This window comes from Mesorhizobium sp. WSM4842, from assembly GCF_055901575.1.
The window spans coordinates 960,177-978,727 of record NZ_CM148372.1 but is presented as its reverse complement, the minus strand read 5'-3'; the positions used below and the strand labels follow the sequence as shown (position 1 = coordinate 978,727).

Here is an 18,551-nt window from a genome sequence, read left to right as displayed (position 1 = left end):
ATGTCCGCGCGTAGTGACTTGGTACCCCTTCAACCGGGCGACCGTGCGCCGAACTTGGTACTCGACGCGATTACCCAGGAAGGCAAGATCGCGCTTGACGACTTTCGCGGACAAAAACCGGTGCTGGTCGGCCTGTTTCGAGGTCTGCATTGTGCGTTTTGCCGGCGCTATATCGCCGCCCAGGCGCGGCTTGATCCGGAGCTGCGCGAAAAGGGCGTGGAGAGCCTGACGGTGGTCAACACGCCGATCGAACGGGCGCGTCTCTATTTCCGCTACCACCCGATGCCGAATCTGCTTGCGGCCTCCGACCCTGAACGCGCTTCACATCGTGCTTTTGGACTGCCCAATCTCGAATTCACCCAAAACGAGACGATCTGGCCGTACAAGGTCTCGATGGCAGCGGCAAAGGACATGCGGGTCAACATACCAGGCGAGTTGCCCGGTCCGATGGATCCTTTTGCGGCCACCGAAATTCTCAACAAGAAGGACAAGTACGAAGTGACCGAAGCCGACGAGCAGATGATGGCAACGGGACACGGACAATTGGTCGGTCAATTCCTGCTCGACCGGCAGGGGATCGTCCGCTGGAGCTTCACGGAAGTTCCAGAGGGTGGGCGATACATGTTTGGGGCGCCAAGCCCGCAGGAGCTGATGTCAGCCGTGACCCAAGTCGCCCAATAGACTTGCGAACGAGGTAAACGGGCGGGACACTGACAAGTTCACCGCTCTTCGAGTACGGCCCCGACGGTGGCAACAAAGTCATCGAGCGAGCGATCCCCGCGAATCTCGATGCGCGGAAGGTCGATGGGATCGCAATCGAGGTCCGCCGGCCCGTGTCTGCCGCCGAAGCCGATTCGATAGCCGCACTCCTTGGCCAGCCTGCCAAGCCGTCGGTCGGTGACAGAAAAGGGTGCCGCGAACGACGTGGTTGGCCGACCGGTCCACCGTTCGATGAACATATGAGAGCGCAGGAGCTCGGCGGCCAAGTCAGAGCTCGACAGACCATCGATCGCGCGATGCGTCGCCAGATGGCTTCCGAAGAACGCACCTTCGGCGGCGAGGCGTCGCACCGTCCCGGCGTCCATAAGCTGTATCGGCGGACCGCTGTCGGCGTCCCACTGTGCGCTTGCGCCCACCAGGTCCGTCACCAGGAACACTTCCGCGGTCAGGTCGTTCGCGCGCAAGGTCGGCCAGGCATGGTCGGCAAAGTTCTGGAAGCCGTCATCGAAGGTGATGAGCACTGGGCGGCCAACGAAAGGTTGACGGTTGGCGATGAACCATTCCAGCTGCTCGGACCTAATCGCGTGAAAGCCATTGGCGCGCAGCCATGCCATCTGGCTGTGGAATGCGGCGGGCGTGAGCCGAAAACGGGCGAGCGCGGCCGGACCATCCTCGGAGACGCTGTGATACATGAGGACAGGGACACGCTGCCGCCGCTCGCTACGTGCGACGTCGCGGCGCAAGGCCCGCGCCCCGCCCCAGACGATGTTTCGCGCGACCCCGATTTCGATGGGTGCGCGGATTGGGACGTAATCGATTGTCGGTTCCGTCGCCACATCTCCAGGTGACAGGCGGCGGAAGCGGTCTATGCGATAGAGCTCGGTCTGGATCGATTGATCGAGGACGAGGCCTTCGGTCGCTGACAGTGTCTCTGAGATCGCTTGTGCACCGAATGTGTTCCAGTCGAAGCCGGTTCTTTCAACATTGTCACGTAGCACGAATGCGTGTGCGTTGATGAAACTGCCGCCAGGCGCCAATGCCTCAACGATTTTTTTGGCAATGCGCCGCAACTCGGCGAGATCGTCCAGGTAGTAGAGCACTTCCGAACAGACGATCAGGTCCATCTCACCAGGCAGCGTGTCCGCGCAGAAATCCAGTACGCCGAACTCAACATTCGGCTGATCGCTGCATCGCGCGCGCGCTCGCCCGATGGCTACGGCGGAGATGTCGGTTGCGGTCAAATGGCCCACTCGCGGCGCCAGCTGCCGCGTGAAGTGCCCCTCCGCGCAGGCCAGCTCAAGCGTCCGTCCGATCGGACCGGCAGGCAGAATTTCGAGCTGCCGCTCATATTTTTCCTGCTCATAGGACGAACCGTAGTTCCAGGGATCCTCGGTCGCGAAACGGCGATTCCAGAACGACGTGCGATCATTGTCGTGCCCATCCGCGGCCGATGCACGGCGCGGCGCTGCAAGCGGCTCTGTAGCTTCGGCGCTCGACCGAACCAGCCCCCGCGCTTCCGCGGCCAACCGCGCGAGTTTGCCGAAGTGGCTGTCCCGATCGGACCGGCGTCCCGCGATGGACGACAATGCCTCAGCTGCAAACATGTTTGACTTGTCGGCACCGGCGCCCTGTTGCGGGGCATGTACAGGCGATCGCCTCGCAAGCCGCGTGGCACTGTCTATAAGCCGCTCAGGGGGCACGAAATCCCGGGTCAATTCGATCCAATGGCGCCTTGTCACTTTCCCGAGTACGCCGAACTGCACGAGAGCCTCGATCTGGCCATCCATCATCAGATAGGCATAAATTTGATCGATTCCTTCCGGAAGTTCGGTCGAGGCCGGATTTCGAGCGTCGACGCGAATTCCAAGTGTCCGCGCCAGCCTGCGCGGCGCGGCAAGATCGTCGACGTCGAGAAGCATTTGCTCAAGGTAATACTGGACGCGGCGACCCGCGACGGGATTGTCCCAGACCTTGCCGAGTTCGATGATCAACTCGGTGAGGGAGCCGCCGAACCTGTCCCACCTGGCAGCCAATTGCGCTGGCACCGATAGGCTTCCTACCATAAGGCCATCGAAGGCCACCTTGGCGATCTCACGCGCCCACTTACGTCCTGCCGGGAGCGCGCGCAGGGACTGTGGGTTGATCGAGCGTGAGCCGCAGCCGCAATCGGACGCGGCGTTCCACAACGCGAACCACGCGAGTGCTTCGGAAGCGGTGCGGCCGTTCGCCTCGATCGCTCCATTGGCGTGAGCCGATGCTGGCTGTTTGACCCTGGGATCAGGAGAAAAGCCGCGGGCGATCACTATTTCCGCATCTACCAGCATCTGCGTCGAATTGCGGCTGAGCGAGTTGGGGCTGGTCCGATAGAAAGCGAGCGGCTCGTCGACCATCACCCAACGTTTGCCGAGACGTGCGAGGCGCTGCCACAGATCCCAGTCCTCGCAGGTGCGCAGCGACACATCGAAACCGCCCAACTCGACAATTGTCTCCCGGTCGACGAGCAGCGCGTGAGTGCGGATGGCGCACCGGCGGGCGAATGTTTGGAAGGGCTGGATCGCAACCTCCGTCGGGATGCTCGACGGGGTGAGTTCGCCATCGGGCATCACGCGCCGGGAACCGCAATAGGCGGCGACCGCATCGGGCGCGGCTTCAAGTGCGGCCAGCATTTTCGCAAGGAAGCTGGCGTCCACCCAATCGTCCGCATCCAGGAACATGAGCCAGCGTCCGCGCGCTGTCGAAATCCCGCTATTGCGCGCGCCGGCGGCGCTATACGCGCAAGAACTCAACATCCGAAACCGGGCATCGTGCTCCACATAACCGGCGACAATCGCGGCGGTGGCGTCCGTGGAGGCGTCGTCGACGACGATCGCCTCCCAGTCCATTATTTCCTGATCGAGAAGGCAATCGAGTGCGCGTGCCAGCGTTACCTCCGCGTTGTGCGCAGGAACCACGATTGAAACCAAGGGATTATGCGCCACGCCGTCTTACCCGCGCCTGGTTCGAAGGTAGAACAAGAGTCCCGATACATAGCCGGCGATCTCCTGCCAAAGGAAACGATCCTCAGGGACGCTGCGTCCAAGCAGTCTTCTGCGAACTCTTCCGAGCCGCCGCGACGCCGCCATTTGGCTGCAGAGCGAGCTTGCTCCTGTCGTGCTGCCGATGTTGGAAGCCTGGCGCAGCATTCGCATCCGTGCCGCCGAGCTTGGGCGCCAGTCGTCGCAGATGCCCGTCAAAGCCAAGCATGCCGCATACTCATGTCGATCCCCGGAGTCGGCGCCATGACCACAAGCTACGGTCCCTGGCACCGTATGAGTGCAACAGCTACGGCAAACTGATGTCTTTTGCAATCGGGGGCGCAATAAATGCAATCCCGCTGAAGCTTTGGTGTGAATGACTGCAGTTATTGGGACTATTGCTCCCCTCCTATCGACCGAAACGCCTCGATTCCGAGGTGCATTCTCGAACAGCCATTCTCCGTGCCAAAGAAGGCCTTCCTTCTACCGTTGGGCAGGCATCGGAAGCTGATCGTCGCAGTATACAGCCGGGTGCGAAACAGTATGTGCACCGCCAGACCAGCTAATTTAGATACTTCTAATGAATCTGCGCTACTTAATTGCGCTCCAGTAGCTATAGCCTGACATTGTATTACCCATTTCGATAGTAGATTGCGTCCAATGGTCGATTAGATTAGCCGGTTATGGCTTCTATCACAAAGAGATGCCAGAGCGACACCAATCGGAACTCGTGCATTTGCTGCTAGTCCAAGAGATGTAAAAGGGACGCACGATTTGGTTTAAGTCAAGAAGATTCCGGCTTGCGAGCCGGGTATTTTGCTGACATGCTTGGGTGTTTTTGAGTTTTGCACTGTGGCAGGTGCTCAAATGAAGGGGCATAAGGATGGCTAAGGAATCTTCGAATACCGCTTCTTCAGCAAGTAAAGCGGACGGAAATCTGACAAGTAATGCAGACGGAAACGGGCTGGCCTTGATGGGGGTCCAGGCTCGCGAGGGCGGGGTCTCCGGCGACGCTGTAGGTGTCGACAAGATACGTGATCTGCTGTTCGGCAACCAGATGCAGGACTATGACCGCCGTTTTTCCAAGCTTGAAGAACGGTTCTTGCAGCGCTTCAAGGATGTCGAATCCGAAGCCAAGCGCAATCTTGAAATGTACGAGTCAAATGCAAAGAAGCAGGTCGAATCGCTCGCGGCGCAATTGCGGAACGAAAAAGATGCACGAGCCGAGGCCGACAAGGAGATTGACCGGAATCTTCGCGAGCAAAATCAGGCGCTTGAAAAGCAGGTGCGCGCGTTGTCGGACCAATTGAGCGAGCTTGAGCGCGAAGTCGCGGACCGGATAAATCGAAGCGATCAATTGCTGCGTGAGGAAATCAAGCAAAAGAATGAAAGCATGCAGATGCTAATGGAAAAAATGTTTTCCGATCTCAGCAACGTAAAGACCGACCGAAATCTTTTGGCTGGCCTGTTTGTCGAGGTTGCAAAATGTCTAAATCAGGATCCCGCCGGCAGCAAGAGCAACTCGGAACGTAGTTGGAAAGTGAGTTGATCGGAACTTGACGTCGACCGTCGACCCAATCAGCCTTCCTCAAAGAGCAGCTTCGAACGATACAGAGATTGATCGCGAGGCTCTGGCTACTCTTTTGGTCGAAATTGCCCGGAACGTTGATCCGGACTATCGTGCGCGTTTCCACGGAGTTCCAACCGCCGATCCTCGCATGGAAACGCTGCGCCAGTTGCTGGTCGGCCGCGAAATTTCGGAGCTTTCACGCGTTACGCACCTGCTCGACGAACCTGAGCAGCTTGCGGCTGCAGTTGGGGGTGTTCTCCCCAGTGCAGCCGCACGTGCGCCTCATGCGCAACTCGGCGAGGCCCTTGCGCCAGCTGTCGAGAGGGCCGTGCAACGGTCCATCCAGAAGAGCCCGCGTACGCTTACGGATATATTATACCCGGTGTTTCTGCCGGCAATTCGCAAGTCGATCGGGGAAAAGATCGATCAGACCTTTCAGTCGCTGAATGAAACTTTAAGACATATATTTACCTGGCATGGGCTCAAGTGGAGATTTGAAGCTTGGAGAACGGGTGCAAGCTTCTCAGAAGTTGTTCTTAAGCATTCTCTTGTATATCGTGTAGAACATGTCTTTCTCATTAACCGCAATTCCGGGCTTTTGATAGCGCATGTAGCTGCCGATAATGCAACGAGTGAAGATCCTCAACTCATTTCGTCGATGCTTAGTGCAATTCAAGATTTTGTGAAAGACTCATTTAACGAGAAAGAACAGAGCGGCCTGGACACTATCCGTTTTGGGGAGCTTCGTCTCTGGTCGGAAGTTGGACCGTTTGCGACCTTGGTTGCGGTGATCCGGGGAAATCCGCCAGAGGAATTACATGAAATAGTTCGCGATGTGTTGCTTCGCATCCATGATGAATGCTCACAGGCTTTAGAGCAGTTTGACGGCGACAGTTCGCAGTTGGCCGGCGTAGAGACGCAGTTGCAGACCTGCGTTGAACTGAAGCAGGAGGAATCAAACCAGGGATTTCCGTGGCTGGTGGTGGCTGCAGTCCTGCTGGTTTTAATTCCGGCAGGCGGTTGGTTCTTTCTTTCCTGGCAATCCGGGCAGCGCTGGCAGGCCTATGTGTCGCGACTGGAGACCCAGCCGGGCATCATCGTTGCCGAACAAAAGGTGCGCGATGGCCAATTCTATATTGCCGGCCTGAGAGACCCGCTTGCCGCCGACCCGCAGTCGCTGTTGTCCGGAACGGAGATTGATCCTGCCCGCGTTCATTCGCAGTGGCAATTCTATCAGAGCCTTGATCCGAAGTTCGTGCTGAAGCGGCTAACGGCGTCGCTGACCCCGCCGAAATCGGTTCGGCTTTCGATCGTCGAGGATCGCATCGTTGCCGAGGGTGAGGCTCCCGACACCTGGATAGATCGGGCACGCGCGGCGGCCCGACAGCTTTCGGCAGGTGGACCGGTATTCGACATCTCCAAGGTTCGTGATGTGAGCCCCGAAGCACGCGCGGCGGAGCACTGGCAGACTTATGTGTCGCGACTTGAGGCCCAACCGGGAATCATCGTCGCCCAACAAACGGCGAGGGGCGGACATTTCTATATTTCCGGCCTGAGAGACCCGCAGGCCGCCGACCCGCAGGCTCTGCTGTCCGGAACAGGGGTTGATCCTGCTCGCGTTCATTCACAGTGGCAATTCTATCAGAGCCTTGAGCCGGAGTTCGTGTTGAAGCGGCTAACGGCGTCGCTGGTTCCGCCGAAATCGGTTCGGCTTTTGATCGTCGAGGATCGCATCGTTGCCGAGGGTGAGGCTCCAGACACCTGGATAGATCGGGCACGCGCAGCGGCCCGACAACTTTCGGCAGGCGGACCGGTATTCGACATCTCCAGGGTCCGTGATGTGAGCCCCGAAGCACGCGAGGCGGAGCGCTGGCAGGCCTATGTGTCGCGACTGGAGACCCAGCCGGGCATCATCGTTGCCGAACAAAAGGTGCGCGATGGCCAATTCTATATTGCCGGCCTGAGAGACCCGCTTGCCGCCGACCCGCAGTCGCTGTTGTCCGGAACGGAGATTGATCCTGCCCGCGTTCATTCGCAGTGGCAATTCTATCAGAGCCTTGATCCGAAGTTCGTGCTGAAGCGGCTAACGGCGTCGCTGACCCCGCCGAAATCGGTTCGGCTTTCGATCGTCGAGGATCGCATCGTTGCCGAGGGTGAGGCTCCCGACACCTGGATAGATCGGGCACGCGCGGCGGCCCGACAGCTTTCGGCAGGTGGACCGGTATTCGACATCTCCAAGGTTCGTGATGTGAGCCCCGAAGCACGCGCGGCGGAGCACTGGCAGACTTATGTGTCGCGACTTGAGGCCCAACCGGGAATCATCGTCGCCCAACAAACGGCGAGGGGCGGACATTTCTATATTTCCGGCCTGAGAGACCCGCAGGCCGCCGACCCGCAGGCTCTGCTGTCCGGAACAGGGGTTGATCCTGCTCGCGTTCATTCGCAGTGGCAATTCTATCAGAGCCTTGATCCGAAGTTCGTGCTGAAGCGGCTGGTGGCGTCGCTGACTCCGCCGAAATCGGTTCGGTTTATGATCATCGAGGATCGCATCGTTGTCGTGGGTGAAGCTCCTGCCGCCTGGATAAACCGGGCGCGGGTCGCCTCTCAACAGCTGTCCGCGGACGGACTCTCTCTAGAAATCTCCGAGCTGCGTGAGTTGACCCCTCAGGAACTCACTCATTTGAGGGAGGCTATTCAAGCGGTCGACATTTTCTTCGATTCTGGCAAGGCTATACCGGGACCAGAACAACTGCCGGTTCTCGACAAATTGGCAAATCAGTTGAAGGAATTGGCCAAGGACGCCCGCAAGGCAGGCGTAACAGCACAGTTCATGTTGACCGGCCATTCGGACGCGACGGGCCGTGAAACGGCCAACGTGTCGATCAGCGCCGCCCGCGCGGAGACAGTTCGTGCGCTTCTCAAGAAGCGCGGCGTCGATCCGGAATTGCTCTTGGTTCGCGGCGCGGGCACCTTTGAGCCAGCGGAGACTGAAAATAGCCGAACCGGGAGCTCCGCCAATCGCAGAGTTTCGGTTACGGTAAACTTCCACTAGGCGGAGCCCAGGATATTGCAAAAGAAGATCTGCATGTTGGGCGGGTTCGCTGTCGGAAAGACGAGTCTGGTTCGCAGGTTTGTGCAAAGCATCTTTTCAGAAACCTACTTGACCACGGTGGGAGTGAAAATCGACAAGAAGAGTGTCGCATTCCCGGACAAAACCGTGGATCTCATTTTGTGGGATTTGGCCGGCGAAGACGATATCGGCTCATTCCGCGTCAGCTATGTGCGAGGTGCGAGCGGGCTCGTGCTTGTCGTCGATGGAACCCGCGCCGCTACTCTTGCCGTGGCGCTCACGCTGCGCGAGAGGGCCGAGGCCGAATTCGGCGCTATGCCGTTTGTATTGCTGTTCAACAAATCCGATCTGGCCGATCGGTGGGCAATATCGGATAGGGAGATTAACGAACTGAGGCAACTTGGATGGCAAATCTATCTAACAAGCGCGCTTTCGGGTGAATATGTTGATGACGCGTTTCGTCAGCTTGCTTCGATGGTTGCCAAATAGACCATGCATGAGTTGCCAAGAGAAGTCAGAAGCTGGATTTACGATTTCTTCTACAACGAGCACTCTGTCGCATATCTGAAAATTGACGCCCAGCTTTGCATCGCTGAGAAGGGCGGTAGTGTTAAACATTACGGCCTATCATCGCTTTGCATTGGCAAGCCCGTAGCCGAGCAGCTTGAATTCATGGAAGGTTTGCTGCCTTGCCCGGAGCTTCCATATCATATGGCCATGGTCGAACTGCCCAACGGGCGTGTCGCGGACCTTCATCTTTTTGCTGACAATGCCAGCGTATGGCTGCTCTTTCTTGACGCCACTGCCGAACGCGACAATAGGCAGCGGCTTCAACAGAAGGCTTATGAAATGACACTCCTGCAAGAGAGGGAGCGTCAACTCAACGAAAAATTACAATTGACGAACGAGGCGTTGAGGCAGAGCCAAGAGGGATTGTCGCGTGAATACCAGCGCGCCGAAAGCCTACTCCTCAACATTCTTCCGGCGTCGATCGCGGAGCGGTTAAAAGCGGACGAACAAATTGCAGACAACCACGCTGAGGTGAGTGTGCTTTTTGCCGACATCGTCGGCTTTACGGAAAGAGCGCGGAGCGTCGGAGCCGAGACAACGCTCGCTATTTTAAATTACTTCTTCAAGGCGGCGGATCTGCTCTCGGAACGATACGGCTGCGAAAAGATCAAGACAATCGGCGATTGTGTGATGGTGGTCGCTGGCCTGCCCGCCGCACGATCCGATCATGCAGAAGCCCTTGCGCACTATGCACTTGAACTGCGGAAGGCGGTTAAGCGCGAACGCTTCGCAGGAGAACCGATAAGACTCAGAATTGGAATTCACTCAGGACCAATCGTCGCGGGCGTCATAGGCAAAAGGCGGTTTGCCTATGACCTGTGGGGCGAGACCGTTAATCTCGCCGCACGTATCCAAACGTCAGCGGAGCCCGATGAAATCCGTATTTCGGATGCAACTCGCAAACTGCTTGGACCAAATTTTGCTTGCGATCCACTCGCGGAAACGGAATTGCGTGGTACAGGTCGTGTGCGAATGTGGCGGCTCCCGGCCTGATTTGCCGGTTGGCAGTGCCGATCCTGGAGCGCATCGCATCTCAAGCAACATCATGGTTTCGATTGTCCGCAGAGGTGCAGTCGACCACCGAGCGACCGCCAAAGGTCTGTCCTGGGTCACCGGAGGACTCTGTATAGACCGTCCTTAGCCGGAACGCGCGTCGGCACGGCCGCCTCGCCGGATTTGCAAGTCCGATGATCACGCACGTATATGTCGTAAAGCATCAATTTGTCTGCGCGCTGAGTGGTATCGAAGGATGGATCGGTGCTTCGATTGACGGACTCTACCGACCGCCTCGCGCGACATTTGCGATACGTTGTGCCTCTCGATTGCTGCTGCATGACTGGCGAGAATGCTCATTGCAACAAGCATAGCTGTCCGTCTCATGGGATGCTTCTCCTTTCCAGTCGATCTGGTCGTGGATTGTGTCGCTCAGTCGATCGGAGCTTGCCACTTGCGCGTGCTTCGCCGCCGCAATCGGACATGCAGGTACCCTGCCCGCCGGCGGTGGGAAGGCGTCCATTGCGTTGCGCCATCACGAGTCGTGCTGGACTGTCTGTCGGTGCACGACATGCCCGTGTTCCTCATTTGCTCGGTCGACCAGCGTGCAGACCAGAGACATGGGGAGAACGCGATGTTGAGGGCGCGCGCGCAGTCGACTGCATCAAGGCTGTGGGCGACTGAGACCGCGGTATAGGATTGATCCTGATCCTACGCGCTGCGTGTACTGCCAACAGGCGAGAGGCACAGCCGTTGCTCGCTGCTCAAAGCGGCGTCTTCCGACTTTCGCGGGATATCACCCATGCTCGCAACGGGTCTGCCATAGACTTTCGCATCGCCTGACCGGTGCTTCCGTCCGATGGTGGCGCAGGCCGAGGCGGCGCAACTTCCACCGTAGACGCCAGGTGGCGGTCCATGGAGGCTCATGCCAAATCCACGGGCGCCAGCGGCGGAGGTGGCCGATACGGCCGTGGTCAGCAGGAGACAAACATGACCCTGGACAACATTTCACACCCCTCGATCCAGCACTGCGCCGACAGCCTGAACGCCAAGCACAGCAACGGTAGACCGGCGCCCGAATTGGTTCCGTCGCGCTACGCGCTGCAGGTCGGCGACATCGACGTGCTGGTGGTCAGCGATGGAGTGCTGCCGATACCAGCCCCGGTTATGGCATACAACGTCGACCCGGCCGTCCGGGCGGCCTGGCTGGACGACATGTTCCTGCCGCCGGACGTGCTCGAGTGGCCGCTGAACGTGGTCGTCGTACGCAGCGGCGGCCAGACCATACTCGTGGACGCCGGGCTGGGGATGGACCCGGACTTGCACTTGCCGAGGGCCGGGCGGTTGGTCTCGCGACTGGAGGCCGCCGGCATCGATCTCGCATCCGTCACCGACGTGGTGCTGACCCATATGCACATGGACCATATCGGCGGGCTGCTCATCGACGGGGTGAAGGACCGGCTGCGTCCGGATCTGCGGATTCACGTGGCGGCCGCCGAGCTCAAGTTCTGGGAGTCGCCCGATTTCTCCCGCGCCTCCATGCCAACAGGGTTCCCGGATGCGCTTCGGCGGGCGGCCAAGCGGTTCGTGAACGAGTACCGCAGCCAGTTGCGGCCGTTTGAGACGGAGCACGAGGTGGCGCCGGGGGTGGTCGTCACGCTCACTGGCGGCCACACCCCCGGGCACAGCGTGGTCCGCCTGGCGTCCGGCGGCGACCGGCTGACCTTCGCCGGCGACGCCGTGTTCCAGGTCGGGTTCGACCAACCCGACTGGCACAACGGCTTCGAACACGACCCTGAGGAGGCGGCCCGCGTCCGCATCAATCTTCTGCGGGAGCTTGCGGCAACCCGCGAGCCGCTGGTGGCCACTCACCTGCCATTCCCGTCTATCTGCCATGTGGCGGTCGACGGCGATGTCTTTCGTTGCGTGCCGGTTGTCTGGGACTACTGACCCGCTTGTCGGGTCAGAGCCGTACCAGGTCGCCGTCGAGACTCATCGCGCCATGATCGTGTGTTCGTGCAATGTGTTGAGCGATCAGGATGTCCGCTCCGCCATCAAGGTGGAGCGGACGCGCTCGATCAGCCAGGTCTATGGCTGTCTCGGCTGTAGCGCCCAGTGCGGCCGTTGCGCGCGTACTATCCGCCGCATCATTGACGAGGCGCTCGCCAGCGCCCGTCCGGCATCGTGCGACGGCCGCGCGCAGTCTTCGTAATCCTGACTCGGCCGCGGGCTTCCTGGAAATACCGACCGCTTGCCGTGCTTCATGGCTTCATCGACCAACTTGTCGATGTCGGAGGCCGGCGGCGATGCCGCCGAGTGCCGGAAATGGCGTCGACAACCCGCTAATCTCGGGCGCTGAAAGGCACCACGCCCACACGGCACTCGTTTGGCCTCGGGCGATTGGTCGCGGCCAATGATGCACGTTCAATGTTCATGGGAAGAGGCGCAGTTGTTCACGACGAGCGGCCGCGCCGCGCTGGAGCCGGAGGCCGACCGGTCCGCCCCCACGCGCATGCGCGCTTTGCCAATCGTGAAGGCGCGACGGCACGGTTGCGCCTCTGCCGTGTGGCGCAGCCTTTCAGTCAGGAACCCATAGACCAACGTATCGGACGCACGCGTCCTCGGCATGATAGTTCGAACACTGGAAAGGCTGGCATGCTTGAGCGGCTGGCCAAGGAGCGCCGGCCGATATCGATACCGGCAATTTCAAAACCAGAGACACCACGATGAGCGGTGGACATTCCACCTATATTCCCAAGACCAGGATCGGACGCTGGTTCGACGCCCGCCTGCCGGTGCCGCGCCTGGTGCATGGTCAGTTCATCATCTATCCGGTCCCGCGCAACCTGAACTACGCCTATTCGTTCGGCGGCATCCTCTCGATGATGCTGGCAGCGCAGATCGTTACCGGCGTGGTGCTTGCCATGCACTACGCGGCCGACACGACGCTGGCCTTCAACTCCGTCGACAAGATCATGCGCGACGTGAATTCCGGCTGGCTCTTGCGCTACCTGCATTCAAACGGCGCGTCGTTCTTCTTCATCGCGGTCTACGTCCACATCTCCCGCGGCCTCTATTACGGCTCCTGCAAGGCTCCCCGCGAACTGCTGTGGGTTCTCGGCTGCACCAACCTTCTGTTGATGATGGCGACGGCGTTCATGGGTTACGTGCTGCCCTGGGGACAAATGTCGTTCTGGGGCGCGACCGTCATCACCGGCTTCTTCAGCGCTATCCCGCTGGTCGGCGACTGGGTGCAGCAATTGCTGCTCGGCGGCTTTGCGGTGGACAATCCGACTCTAAACCGCTTCTTTGCGCTGCATTACCTGCTACCGTTCATGCTGACGGGCGTCGTCATCCTGCACATCTGGGCGCTTCACGTCGTCGGCCAGACCAATCCGGCAGGCATCGACGTGAAGTCGGAAACCGACGTCGTGGACTTCACACCCCATACCACAATGAAAGACGTGCTCGGGGCCGTGGTGTTCCTGCTCGCCTTTGCGTACTTCGTCTTCTACGTGCCGAACTATCTCGGGCATCCAGACAACTACACCGCCGCCGACCCGCTGAAGACGCCGGCGCATATCGTGCCCGAGTGGTACTTCCTGCCCTTCTACGCGATCCTGCGCGCCGTCACCTTCAACATCGGGCCGATCGACTCGAAGCTCGGCGGCGTGCTCGCCATGTTCGGCGCCATCGCCGTGTTGTTCTTCGTGCCCTGGCTCGACACGTCGAAGGTACGCTCGGCCGTCTACCGGCCCTGGTACAGGCGTTTTTTCTGGCTCTTTGTCATCAACGCCCTCTTCCTTGGCTGGCTGGGGTCCAAGCCAGCGGAAGGCTGGTACATCCCCGCCATGCAGGTATCGACCCTCTACTACTTCGCGTTCTTTCTCGTCGTCATGCCGCTGCTGGGCGTGATCGAAACGCCGCGCTGGCTGCCGAACTCGGTAACCGAAGCGGTCCTGACGAAAGGCAAGGAATAACATCGAACGATCACCTGCCCGGTCGCCGTGCCCCGAGGCGAGGATTGTGTGAGGATTTTTGAGGATCCGGGTCCGGTCATGAGCTGGTGGAATGCTGCTCCCCCTCTCTACATGGTGCTGGTCGGTCTTGCCGGCATAGTCGTGTGGCACGTCATTCCGCGGCGGCTCTCCACAACCAGGCTGATTGTCCAGATCGCATTCTTCCTCGCTATGTCGGTCCTGCTTCTTGACGGAGCTGTGGTCCCCTACGAGCCGGCATGGGGCAAAGAGACAACCGCGGGAGCAATCCTCATCGGGACCGCCAAGTTGCTGTGGTGGGTTCACCTCGCCTGGGCGCTGATCGGGTTTGTCCGCATCTATCTCGTGTTCGAGCGAAAGCCGCGTGAGGCGCGCCTTCTGCAGGACCTCGTCGTCGGCGGCGTCTACGTTGGGATGCTGCTGTCGATCCTGGCCTTTGTCTTCGGTGCGCCGATCGGAACGCTGATCGCCACCTCGGGCGTCTTTGCCATCGTACTCGGACTGGCGCTCCAGAATACGCTGAGCGACGTCTTTTCGGGCATCGCGCTCAACCTCGGCCGACCTTATGTGCTTGGGGACTGGATCGTTCTCAGCGACGGAACCGAAGGGCGCGTTGTCGAGACCAACTGGCGATCGACCCACCTACTCACTTTGGCCCACAACGTGGTGGCGCTGCCGAACAGCTTCCTCGCGAAGCTCGGGCTGACCAATGTCAGCAGCCCTGAGGAGAGCCATGGGCTGTCCGTCACGATAAGATTGGCGCCGAACAAGATGCCGGCGATCGTCGCGGACGTCATGAACGCGGCCTTACAAAGCAGCAACACAATACTGAGGGAGCCCCCACCGGTGGTCGCTATCAAAGCTCTGGATGCGACGGCGATTGAGGTCGATCTGTTTTTTCGCGTCGCAAATGTTGGCCAGCGAATTCCGGCGAAGAACGAAATCTTCGATCTCGTCTACCGTCATTCCAAGTCCGCGGGTTTGCGGCTGGCGACGCCACCCTCCTCTGCGATTCTCATGAATGACTTGCCGAGCGAAGAGACGGGAAATCTCCCAGAAGTCACGCCGATCAAGCTTATAAATGCCATACCAGTATTCTCGGCGTTGACGGACAACGAAAAAGAAGCCCTCGCGGCAACGGTTGCGGTGCGCACCTATCGCAAAGGCGACATCATAGCACGACAGGGAGAGATGCTGCCGTCCCTCATGATTGTTCGGACGGGCATCATTGTCCGAGAGCACGGCGAAGGTGACGCCCATGCGCAGGAGATCGGCCACCTCGCTCCCGGCGACTTTTTCGGAGAGACGGGCCTGCTCGCGGGCATCGGCGAGACCTCGACCTTGCGCGCAATGAACCACGTCGTGGCCTACGAGATTGACCAGCAAAGCTTCGCGCCCCTGCTGCTCGACCGGCCCGAAATGGCCGAAGACCTTGCGGCCGTCCTCTCAGCCAGGGTGTCTCTCGGCGGTAGCAACGGCGCCGGACAAGAGCACACGGATTCGAAATTCGCGCTGCTCAAAGCCATGCAGACGATCTTTCACCCAGTACCGTTCCGGCGCGGTTTAAGCGCCGGCAGACCGGTCGCACATGAAGGGAGGTAGCCATGAGCATCCGACAATCCGGCGCCACAGATATCGTTTTGCCGGTGTCCAGTGAACCGGTGAGCGGTTTCAAGGTACGGCGCGTATTGCCCTCCAACCAGATGGGGCCAGCCGTGTTCGATACCGGCCGGGCTTCGACATGGGACCGCATCCTCATATCGGCTTGGCGGCCGTGACCTACCTGATCGATGGGGAGATCGTCCACCGGACAGTCTCGGCAAGGTACAAACCCTCCGACCTGGCGAGGTCAGCTGGGTGACGGCCGGTTCGGGGATCGTCCATTCCGAGCGGACGCCGCCGGAGGCTCGAGCGTCCGGAAGCAATTTTTCGGCATTCAGGCCTGGGTTGCCCTTCCTTGCAGGCATGAGGAAGCCGCCGCCGATTTTGCCCATTATAGTGAGCCGGAGATACCGAGGACGTGTGCCAGGCGTCGAATTCACCTTGATCGCCGGAGCCTCGGACGGTTTGGTCTCGCCGGTAAGAACCTTCTCCGACATGGTGTTCGCCGAAATCGTGCTGACTAGCGGCGCGCGATACCAGGTCAAGCGCGAACATCATGAGCGGGCGGTCTGTGTCGTCCCCGGCGAGGTCGAGATCGTCGGCCGGCCGGGCTCGTTCCGTGAAGCCGAATTGATATTGCTGGAACCCGGCGCCGAAATCGTGCTCAAGGCGCCGGCCTTTCATTCAACACGACTGATGCTGTTGGGAGGCCTTACCCCGGCGATGCGTTCGATCGATGCCGGGAACCTACCCGTGCGCCGACCACCGGCTACAGCTGCCACTCCCCCGGGTGCATCGTCCTAGACTTTCGGATCGCCTGACCGAGCCGTCCGTCGAATATTTTCGCGCGCCAAGTGGGCGCATTCTTCTCGGTATCGGACGACCCGCCGCACAGGAGAAGACACGTGCACAAGATCATCAGAGCTCTGGCCCTTGTTTACGCATGTTGCGTGTCGGACAGCGCAACGACGCAGGCCGCGGACTATCAGGCAAAACCGACGATCGTGCTGGTGCACGGGGCCTTTGCTGAATCGTCGAGCTGGAACGGCGTCATCGCCGAGCTCAACAGGGACGGTTTCCGGACCATCGCGGCGGCCAACCCACTTCGCGGCGTTGCAAGCGATGCGGCCGCCGTATCGGCCGTCATCGGATCCATCGGCGGACCGGTCGTCCTGGTAGGCCATTCTTACGGCGGGCCGGTCATCACCGAGGCAGCCAACGGGAAGAACAATGTGAAAGCGCTGGTCTATGTGGCCGGATTCGCCCCGGACAAAGGCGAGTCCAGTCTCACGCTTTCGGGGAAGTTCCCAGGCAGCACGCTTGGCGAGGCGCTCCTGCCGGTGGCGCGGCCGGATGGAGGACAGGACCTCTACATCCAGCCGGAAAAGTTTCACGTGCAGTTCGCGGCCGATGTGCCGGCAGCGCAGGCCAGCCTGATGGCGGCGACACAACGCCCGGTGGCTGACGCCGCCCTGGCAGAACCCTCCGGCGCGCCTTCTTGGAAGACAATTCCATCCTACGCGATCTACGGCTCGGCGGATCGGAATATCCCGCCGGCGGTCATGAAGTTCATGGCCGAGCGCGCGCATTCGGTGAAGACCATCGTCGTCGAGGGCGGGTCGCACGCGCTGATGGTCTCGCGTCCAGAAGCGATCGCCTTGCTCATAGAGGAAGCCGCATCGGCGCAGTGACGAAACCGGCCGCCTCGCGCCGGCTGCATTCGACAAGTGCAAGCCCCCAGGAGACATCGACATGAAAATCGTGGTCATTGGCGGCACTCGGTACATCCGGTTAGCGACCGTCGAGAGGTTGCGTCAACAGGGGCACGACGTCGTGGCGGCGTCGCCGCAACGTCGTGCCCTCACAACAGCGGCACCTCATGATCCCGGCCACGCTGGCAGACCTCTTCGGGAATTCCTCGAGAACACCGCCTCCGTCCTGCGCCACCAATGGCACGGCCGACAGCTTTGGCTTCGGCTACTACGGCAGCGCCTCGGAGGTCCTGGGTTGGGGCCAAGCGAGGGACGGCTGCGAAGACAGTGTCGCTTGAGCCAAGCCCTTGCGCTGGCGGTCGAGCGAGTCGCGGACGCGCGTCGCTCTCATCGAGGAATTTAGGGCCGGCACGGTTAGAGCCGCCGGCGTTGTTCCAAGTAGATCTTTTCGAAGTCAGAACAGGAGAATGAAATGAAAATCGTAATCATCGGTGGCACCGGACTTATCGGCTCCAAGACCGTCGCAAGGCTGAGCGTGAAGGGCCACGACGTGTTGGCGGCGTCGCCAAGTGGCGGCGTCAACACCTTCACCGGTGAAGGATTGGATAAGGCTCTTGCCGGGGCGGAGGTTGTCATCGACCTCGCCAATTCGCCGTCGTTCGAGGACAAGGCCGTTCTCGAGTTCTTCGAAACAGCCGGAAAGAACCTGCTCGCGGCGGAGAAGGCCGCCGGCGTGAAGCATCACATTGCGCTCTCGGTAGTCGGGGCGGAGCGCCTGCCCCGGAGCGGCTACCTGCGCGCTAAGATGGCTCAGGAGAAGCTGATCAGGGAGTCGGGAATTCCCTACACGATCGTTCACTCGACCCAGTTCTTCGAGTTCCTTGGCGGCATTGTGCAGTCGGCAACCGTCGGCGACACGGTCTCGGTATCGTCGGCCTACTTCCAGCCCATCGCCGCAGACGATGTTGCAGAGGTGATGGCTGACATGGCGCTCTCCCAGCCGATTAACGGCGTGATGGAGATCGGCGGCCCCGAGCCCTTCCGCATGAACGAACTGGTCTTGCGTTTTCTGCAGCTCGCCAACGATCCCAGGAAGGTGATCGGTGATCCTCATGCGCTCTATTTCGGGACCGAGCTAGACGACCGCTCGCTTGTCCCGGGCGCGGGCGCCCGCATCGGTTCGACGCCGTTCGAAGACTGGTTCGACCACGCCCCGTCTCGGCGAAGCGGTGTTGCGGCGTAACGGCGGCATCTGAAGACAACCCGCAAGGGAAACGACGATGGACCACAAGCTGCCCATTG

The 18,551-nt window shown here is 60.1% G+C and carries 14 protein-coding genes and 3 pseudogenes; 16 read left to right on the top strand and 1 reads right to left on the bottom strand.

Annotated elements, in window-relative coordinates; genetic code table 11:
- On the top strand, window positions 1–681 hold the full coding sequence (locus AC0NIE_RS04580; RefSeq protein ID WP_473485755.1) for a peroxiredoxin-like family protein: 681 nt from the start codon (window positions 1–3) through the stop codon (window positions 679–681).
- A 38-nt stretch (window positions 682–719) separates the two neighbouring features.
- Here the strand turns inward: AC0NIE_RS04580 and AC0NIE_RS04575 are convergent, their stop codons facing one another.
- Window positions 720–3,698 (bottom strand): trifunctional glycosyltransferase/class I SAM-dependent methyltransferase/polysaccharide deacetylase, encoded by a 2,979-nt coding sequence (locus AC0NIE_RS04575; RefSeq protein WP_473485754.1) that lies wholly within the window; start codon window positions 3,696–3,698, stop codon window positions 720–722.
- Between the two features lie 160 nt (window positions 3,699–3,858).
- On the opposite strand from AC0NIE_RS04575, the pseudogene AC0NIE_RS04570 reads away from it, so the two are divergent.
- From AC0NIE_RS04570 to AC0NIE_RS04500, 15 genes and pseudogenes are all read left to right on the top strand, one after another.
- Window positions 3,859–4,010: pseudogene (locus AC0NIE_RS04570) on the top strand (IS110 family transposase); the annotation flags it as partial.
- 607 nt (window positions 4,011–4,617) lie between these two features.
- Complete coding sequence (locus AC0NIE_RS04565) at window positions 4,618–5,283, top strand: hypothetical protein (RefSeq protein ID WP_473485753.1); 666 nt, start codon at window positions 4,618–4,620, stop codon at window positions 5,281–5,283.
- A 7-nt stretch (window positions 5,284–5,290) separates the two neighbouring features.
- Window positions 5,291–8,356 (top strand): OmpA family protein, encoded by a 3,066-nt coding sequence (locus tag AC0NIE_RS04560; RefSeq protein ID WP_473485752.1) that lies wholly within the window; start codon window positions 5,291–5,293, stop codon window positions 8,354–8,356.
- A 15-nt stretch (window positions 8,357–8,371) separates the two neighbouring features.
- Window positions 8,372–8,863 carry a Rab family GTPase gene (locus AC0NIE_RS04555; protein WP_473485751.1) on the top strand — a complete coding sequence of 164 codons (492 nt, stop codon included), beginning with the start codon at window positions 8,372–8,374 and terminating at the stop codon, window positions 8,861–8,863.
- A gap of 3 nt (window positions 8,864–8,866) precedes the next feature.
- Window positions 8,867–9,937, top strand: a complete 1,071-nt coding sequence (locus AC0NIE_RS04550) for an adenylate/guanylate cyclase domain-containing protein (RefSeq protein ID WP_473485750.1) — start codon at window positions 8,867–8,869, stop codon at window positions 9,935–9,937.
- Window positions 9,938–10,927: 990 nt separating this feature from the next.
- Entirely contained in the window at window positions 10,928–11,887 is a 960-nt protein-coding gene (locus AC0NIE_RS04545) for an MBL fold metallo-hydrolase (RefSeq protein WP_473485749.1), read from the top strand.
- Window positions 11,888–11,939: 52 nt separating this feature from the next.
- A complete protein-coding gene (locus AC0NIE_RS04540; RefSeq protein ID WP_473485748.1) occupies window positions 11,940–12,149 on the top strand; it encodes a (2Fe-2S)-binding protein in 210 nt (69 codons plus the stop codon).
- A gap of 514 nt (window positions 12,150–12,663) precedes the next feature.
- The gene (locus AC0NIE_RS04535; RefSeq protein WP_473485747.1) at window positions 12,664–13,917 is read left to right on the top strand and encodes a cytochrome b; all 1,254 of its coding nucleotides are present in this window, start codon (window positions 12,664–12,666) and stop codon (window positions 13,915–13,917) included.
- A 111-nt stretch (window positions 13,918–14,028) separates the two neighbouring features.
- The gene (locus AC0NIE_RS04530; protein WP_473485746.1) at window positions 14,029–15,537 is read left to right on the top strand and encodes a mechanosensitive ion channel family protein; all 1,509 of its coding nucleotides are present in this window, start codon (window positions 14,029–14,031) and stop codon (window positions 15,535–15,537) included.
- Window positions 15,538–15,539: 2 nt separating this feature from the next.
- Complete coding sequence (locus AC0NIE_RS04525) at window positions 15,540–15,713, top strand: hypothetical protein (RefSeq protein WP_473485745.1); 174 nt, start codon at window positions 15,540–15,542, stop codon at window positions 15,711–15,713.
- Window positions 15,677–15,780: pseudogene (locus tag AC0NIE_RS04520) on the top strand (pirin family protein); the annotation flags it as partial. The gene AC0NIE_RS04525 and the pseudogene AC0NIE_RS04520, both read left to right, overlap by 37 nt.
- A 177-nt stretch (window positions 15,781–15,957) precedes the next feature.
- Window positions 15,958–16,341, top strand: a complete 384-nt coding sequence (locus tag AC0NIE_RS04515) for a pirin-like C-terminal cupin domain-containing protein (RefSeq protein ID WP_473485823.1) — start codon at window positions 15,958–15,960, stop codon at window positions 16,339–16,341.
- 101 nt (window positions 16,342–16,442) lie between these two features.
- On the top strand, window positions 16,443–17,228 hold the full coding sequence (locus AC0NIE_RS04510; protein ID WP_473485744.1) for an alpha/beta fold hydrolase: 786 nt from the start codon (window positions 16,443–16,445) through the stop codon (window positions 17,226–17,228).
- Between the two features lie 61 nt (window positions 17,229–17,289).
- Window positions 17,290–17,385, top strand: a pseudogene (locus tag AC0NIE_RS04505) (NmrA family transcriptional regulator); the annotation flags it as partial.
- 336 nt (window positions 17,386–17,721) lie between these two features.
- On the top strand, window positions 17,722–18,492 hold the full coding sequence (locus AC0NIE_RS04500; protein WP_473485743.1) for an SDR family oxidoreductase: 771 nt from the start codon (window positions 17,722–17,724) through the stop codon (window positions 18,490–18,492).
- Window positions 18,493–18,551 lie beyond the last annotated feature (59 nt).

Bases quoted from the DNA above. Each gene is read 5' to 3' on its own strand.
- AC0NIE_RS04580 (WP_473485755.1), top strand. From the start codon at position 1: ATGTCCGCGCGTAGTGACTTGGTACCCCTTCAACCGGGCGACCGTGCG.
- AC0NIE_RS04500 (WP_473485743.1), top strand. From the start codon at position 17,722: ATGAAAATCGTAATCATCGGTGGCACCGGACTTATCGGCTCCAAGACC.
- AC0NIE_RS04535 (WP_473485747.1), top strand. From the start codon at position 12,664: ATGAGCGGTGGACATTCCACCTATATTCCCAAGACCAGGATCGGACGC.
- AC0NIE_RS04565 (WP_473485753.1), top strand. From the start codon at position 4,618: ATGGCTAAGGAATCTTCGAATACCGCTTCTTCAGCAAGTAAAGCGGAC.
- AC0NIE_RS04525 (WP_473485745.1), top strand. From the start codon at position 15,540: ATGAGCATCCGACAATCCGGCGCCACAGATATCGTTTTGCCGGTGTCC.
- AC0NIE_RS04530 (WP_473485746.1), top strand. From the start codon at position 14,029: ATGGTGCTGGTCGGTCTTGCCGGCATAGTCGTGTGGCACGTCATTCCG.
- AC0NIE_RS04540 (WP_473485748.1), top strand. From the start codon at position 11,940: ATGATCGTGTGTTCGTGCAATGTGTTGAGCGATCAGGATGTCCGCTCC.
- AC0NIE_RS04550 (WP_473485750.1), top strand. From the start codon at position 8,867: ATGCATGAGTTGCCAAGAGAAGTCAGAAGCTGGATTTACGATTTCTTC.
- AC0NIE_RS04545 (WP_473485749.1), top strand. From the start codon at position 10,928: ATGACCCTGGACAACATTTCACACCCCTCGATCCAGCACTGCGCCGAC.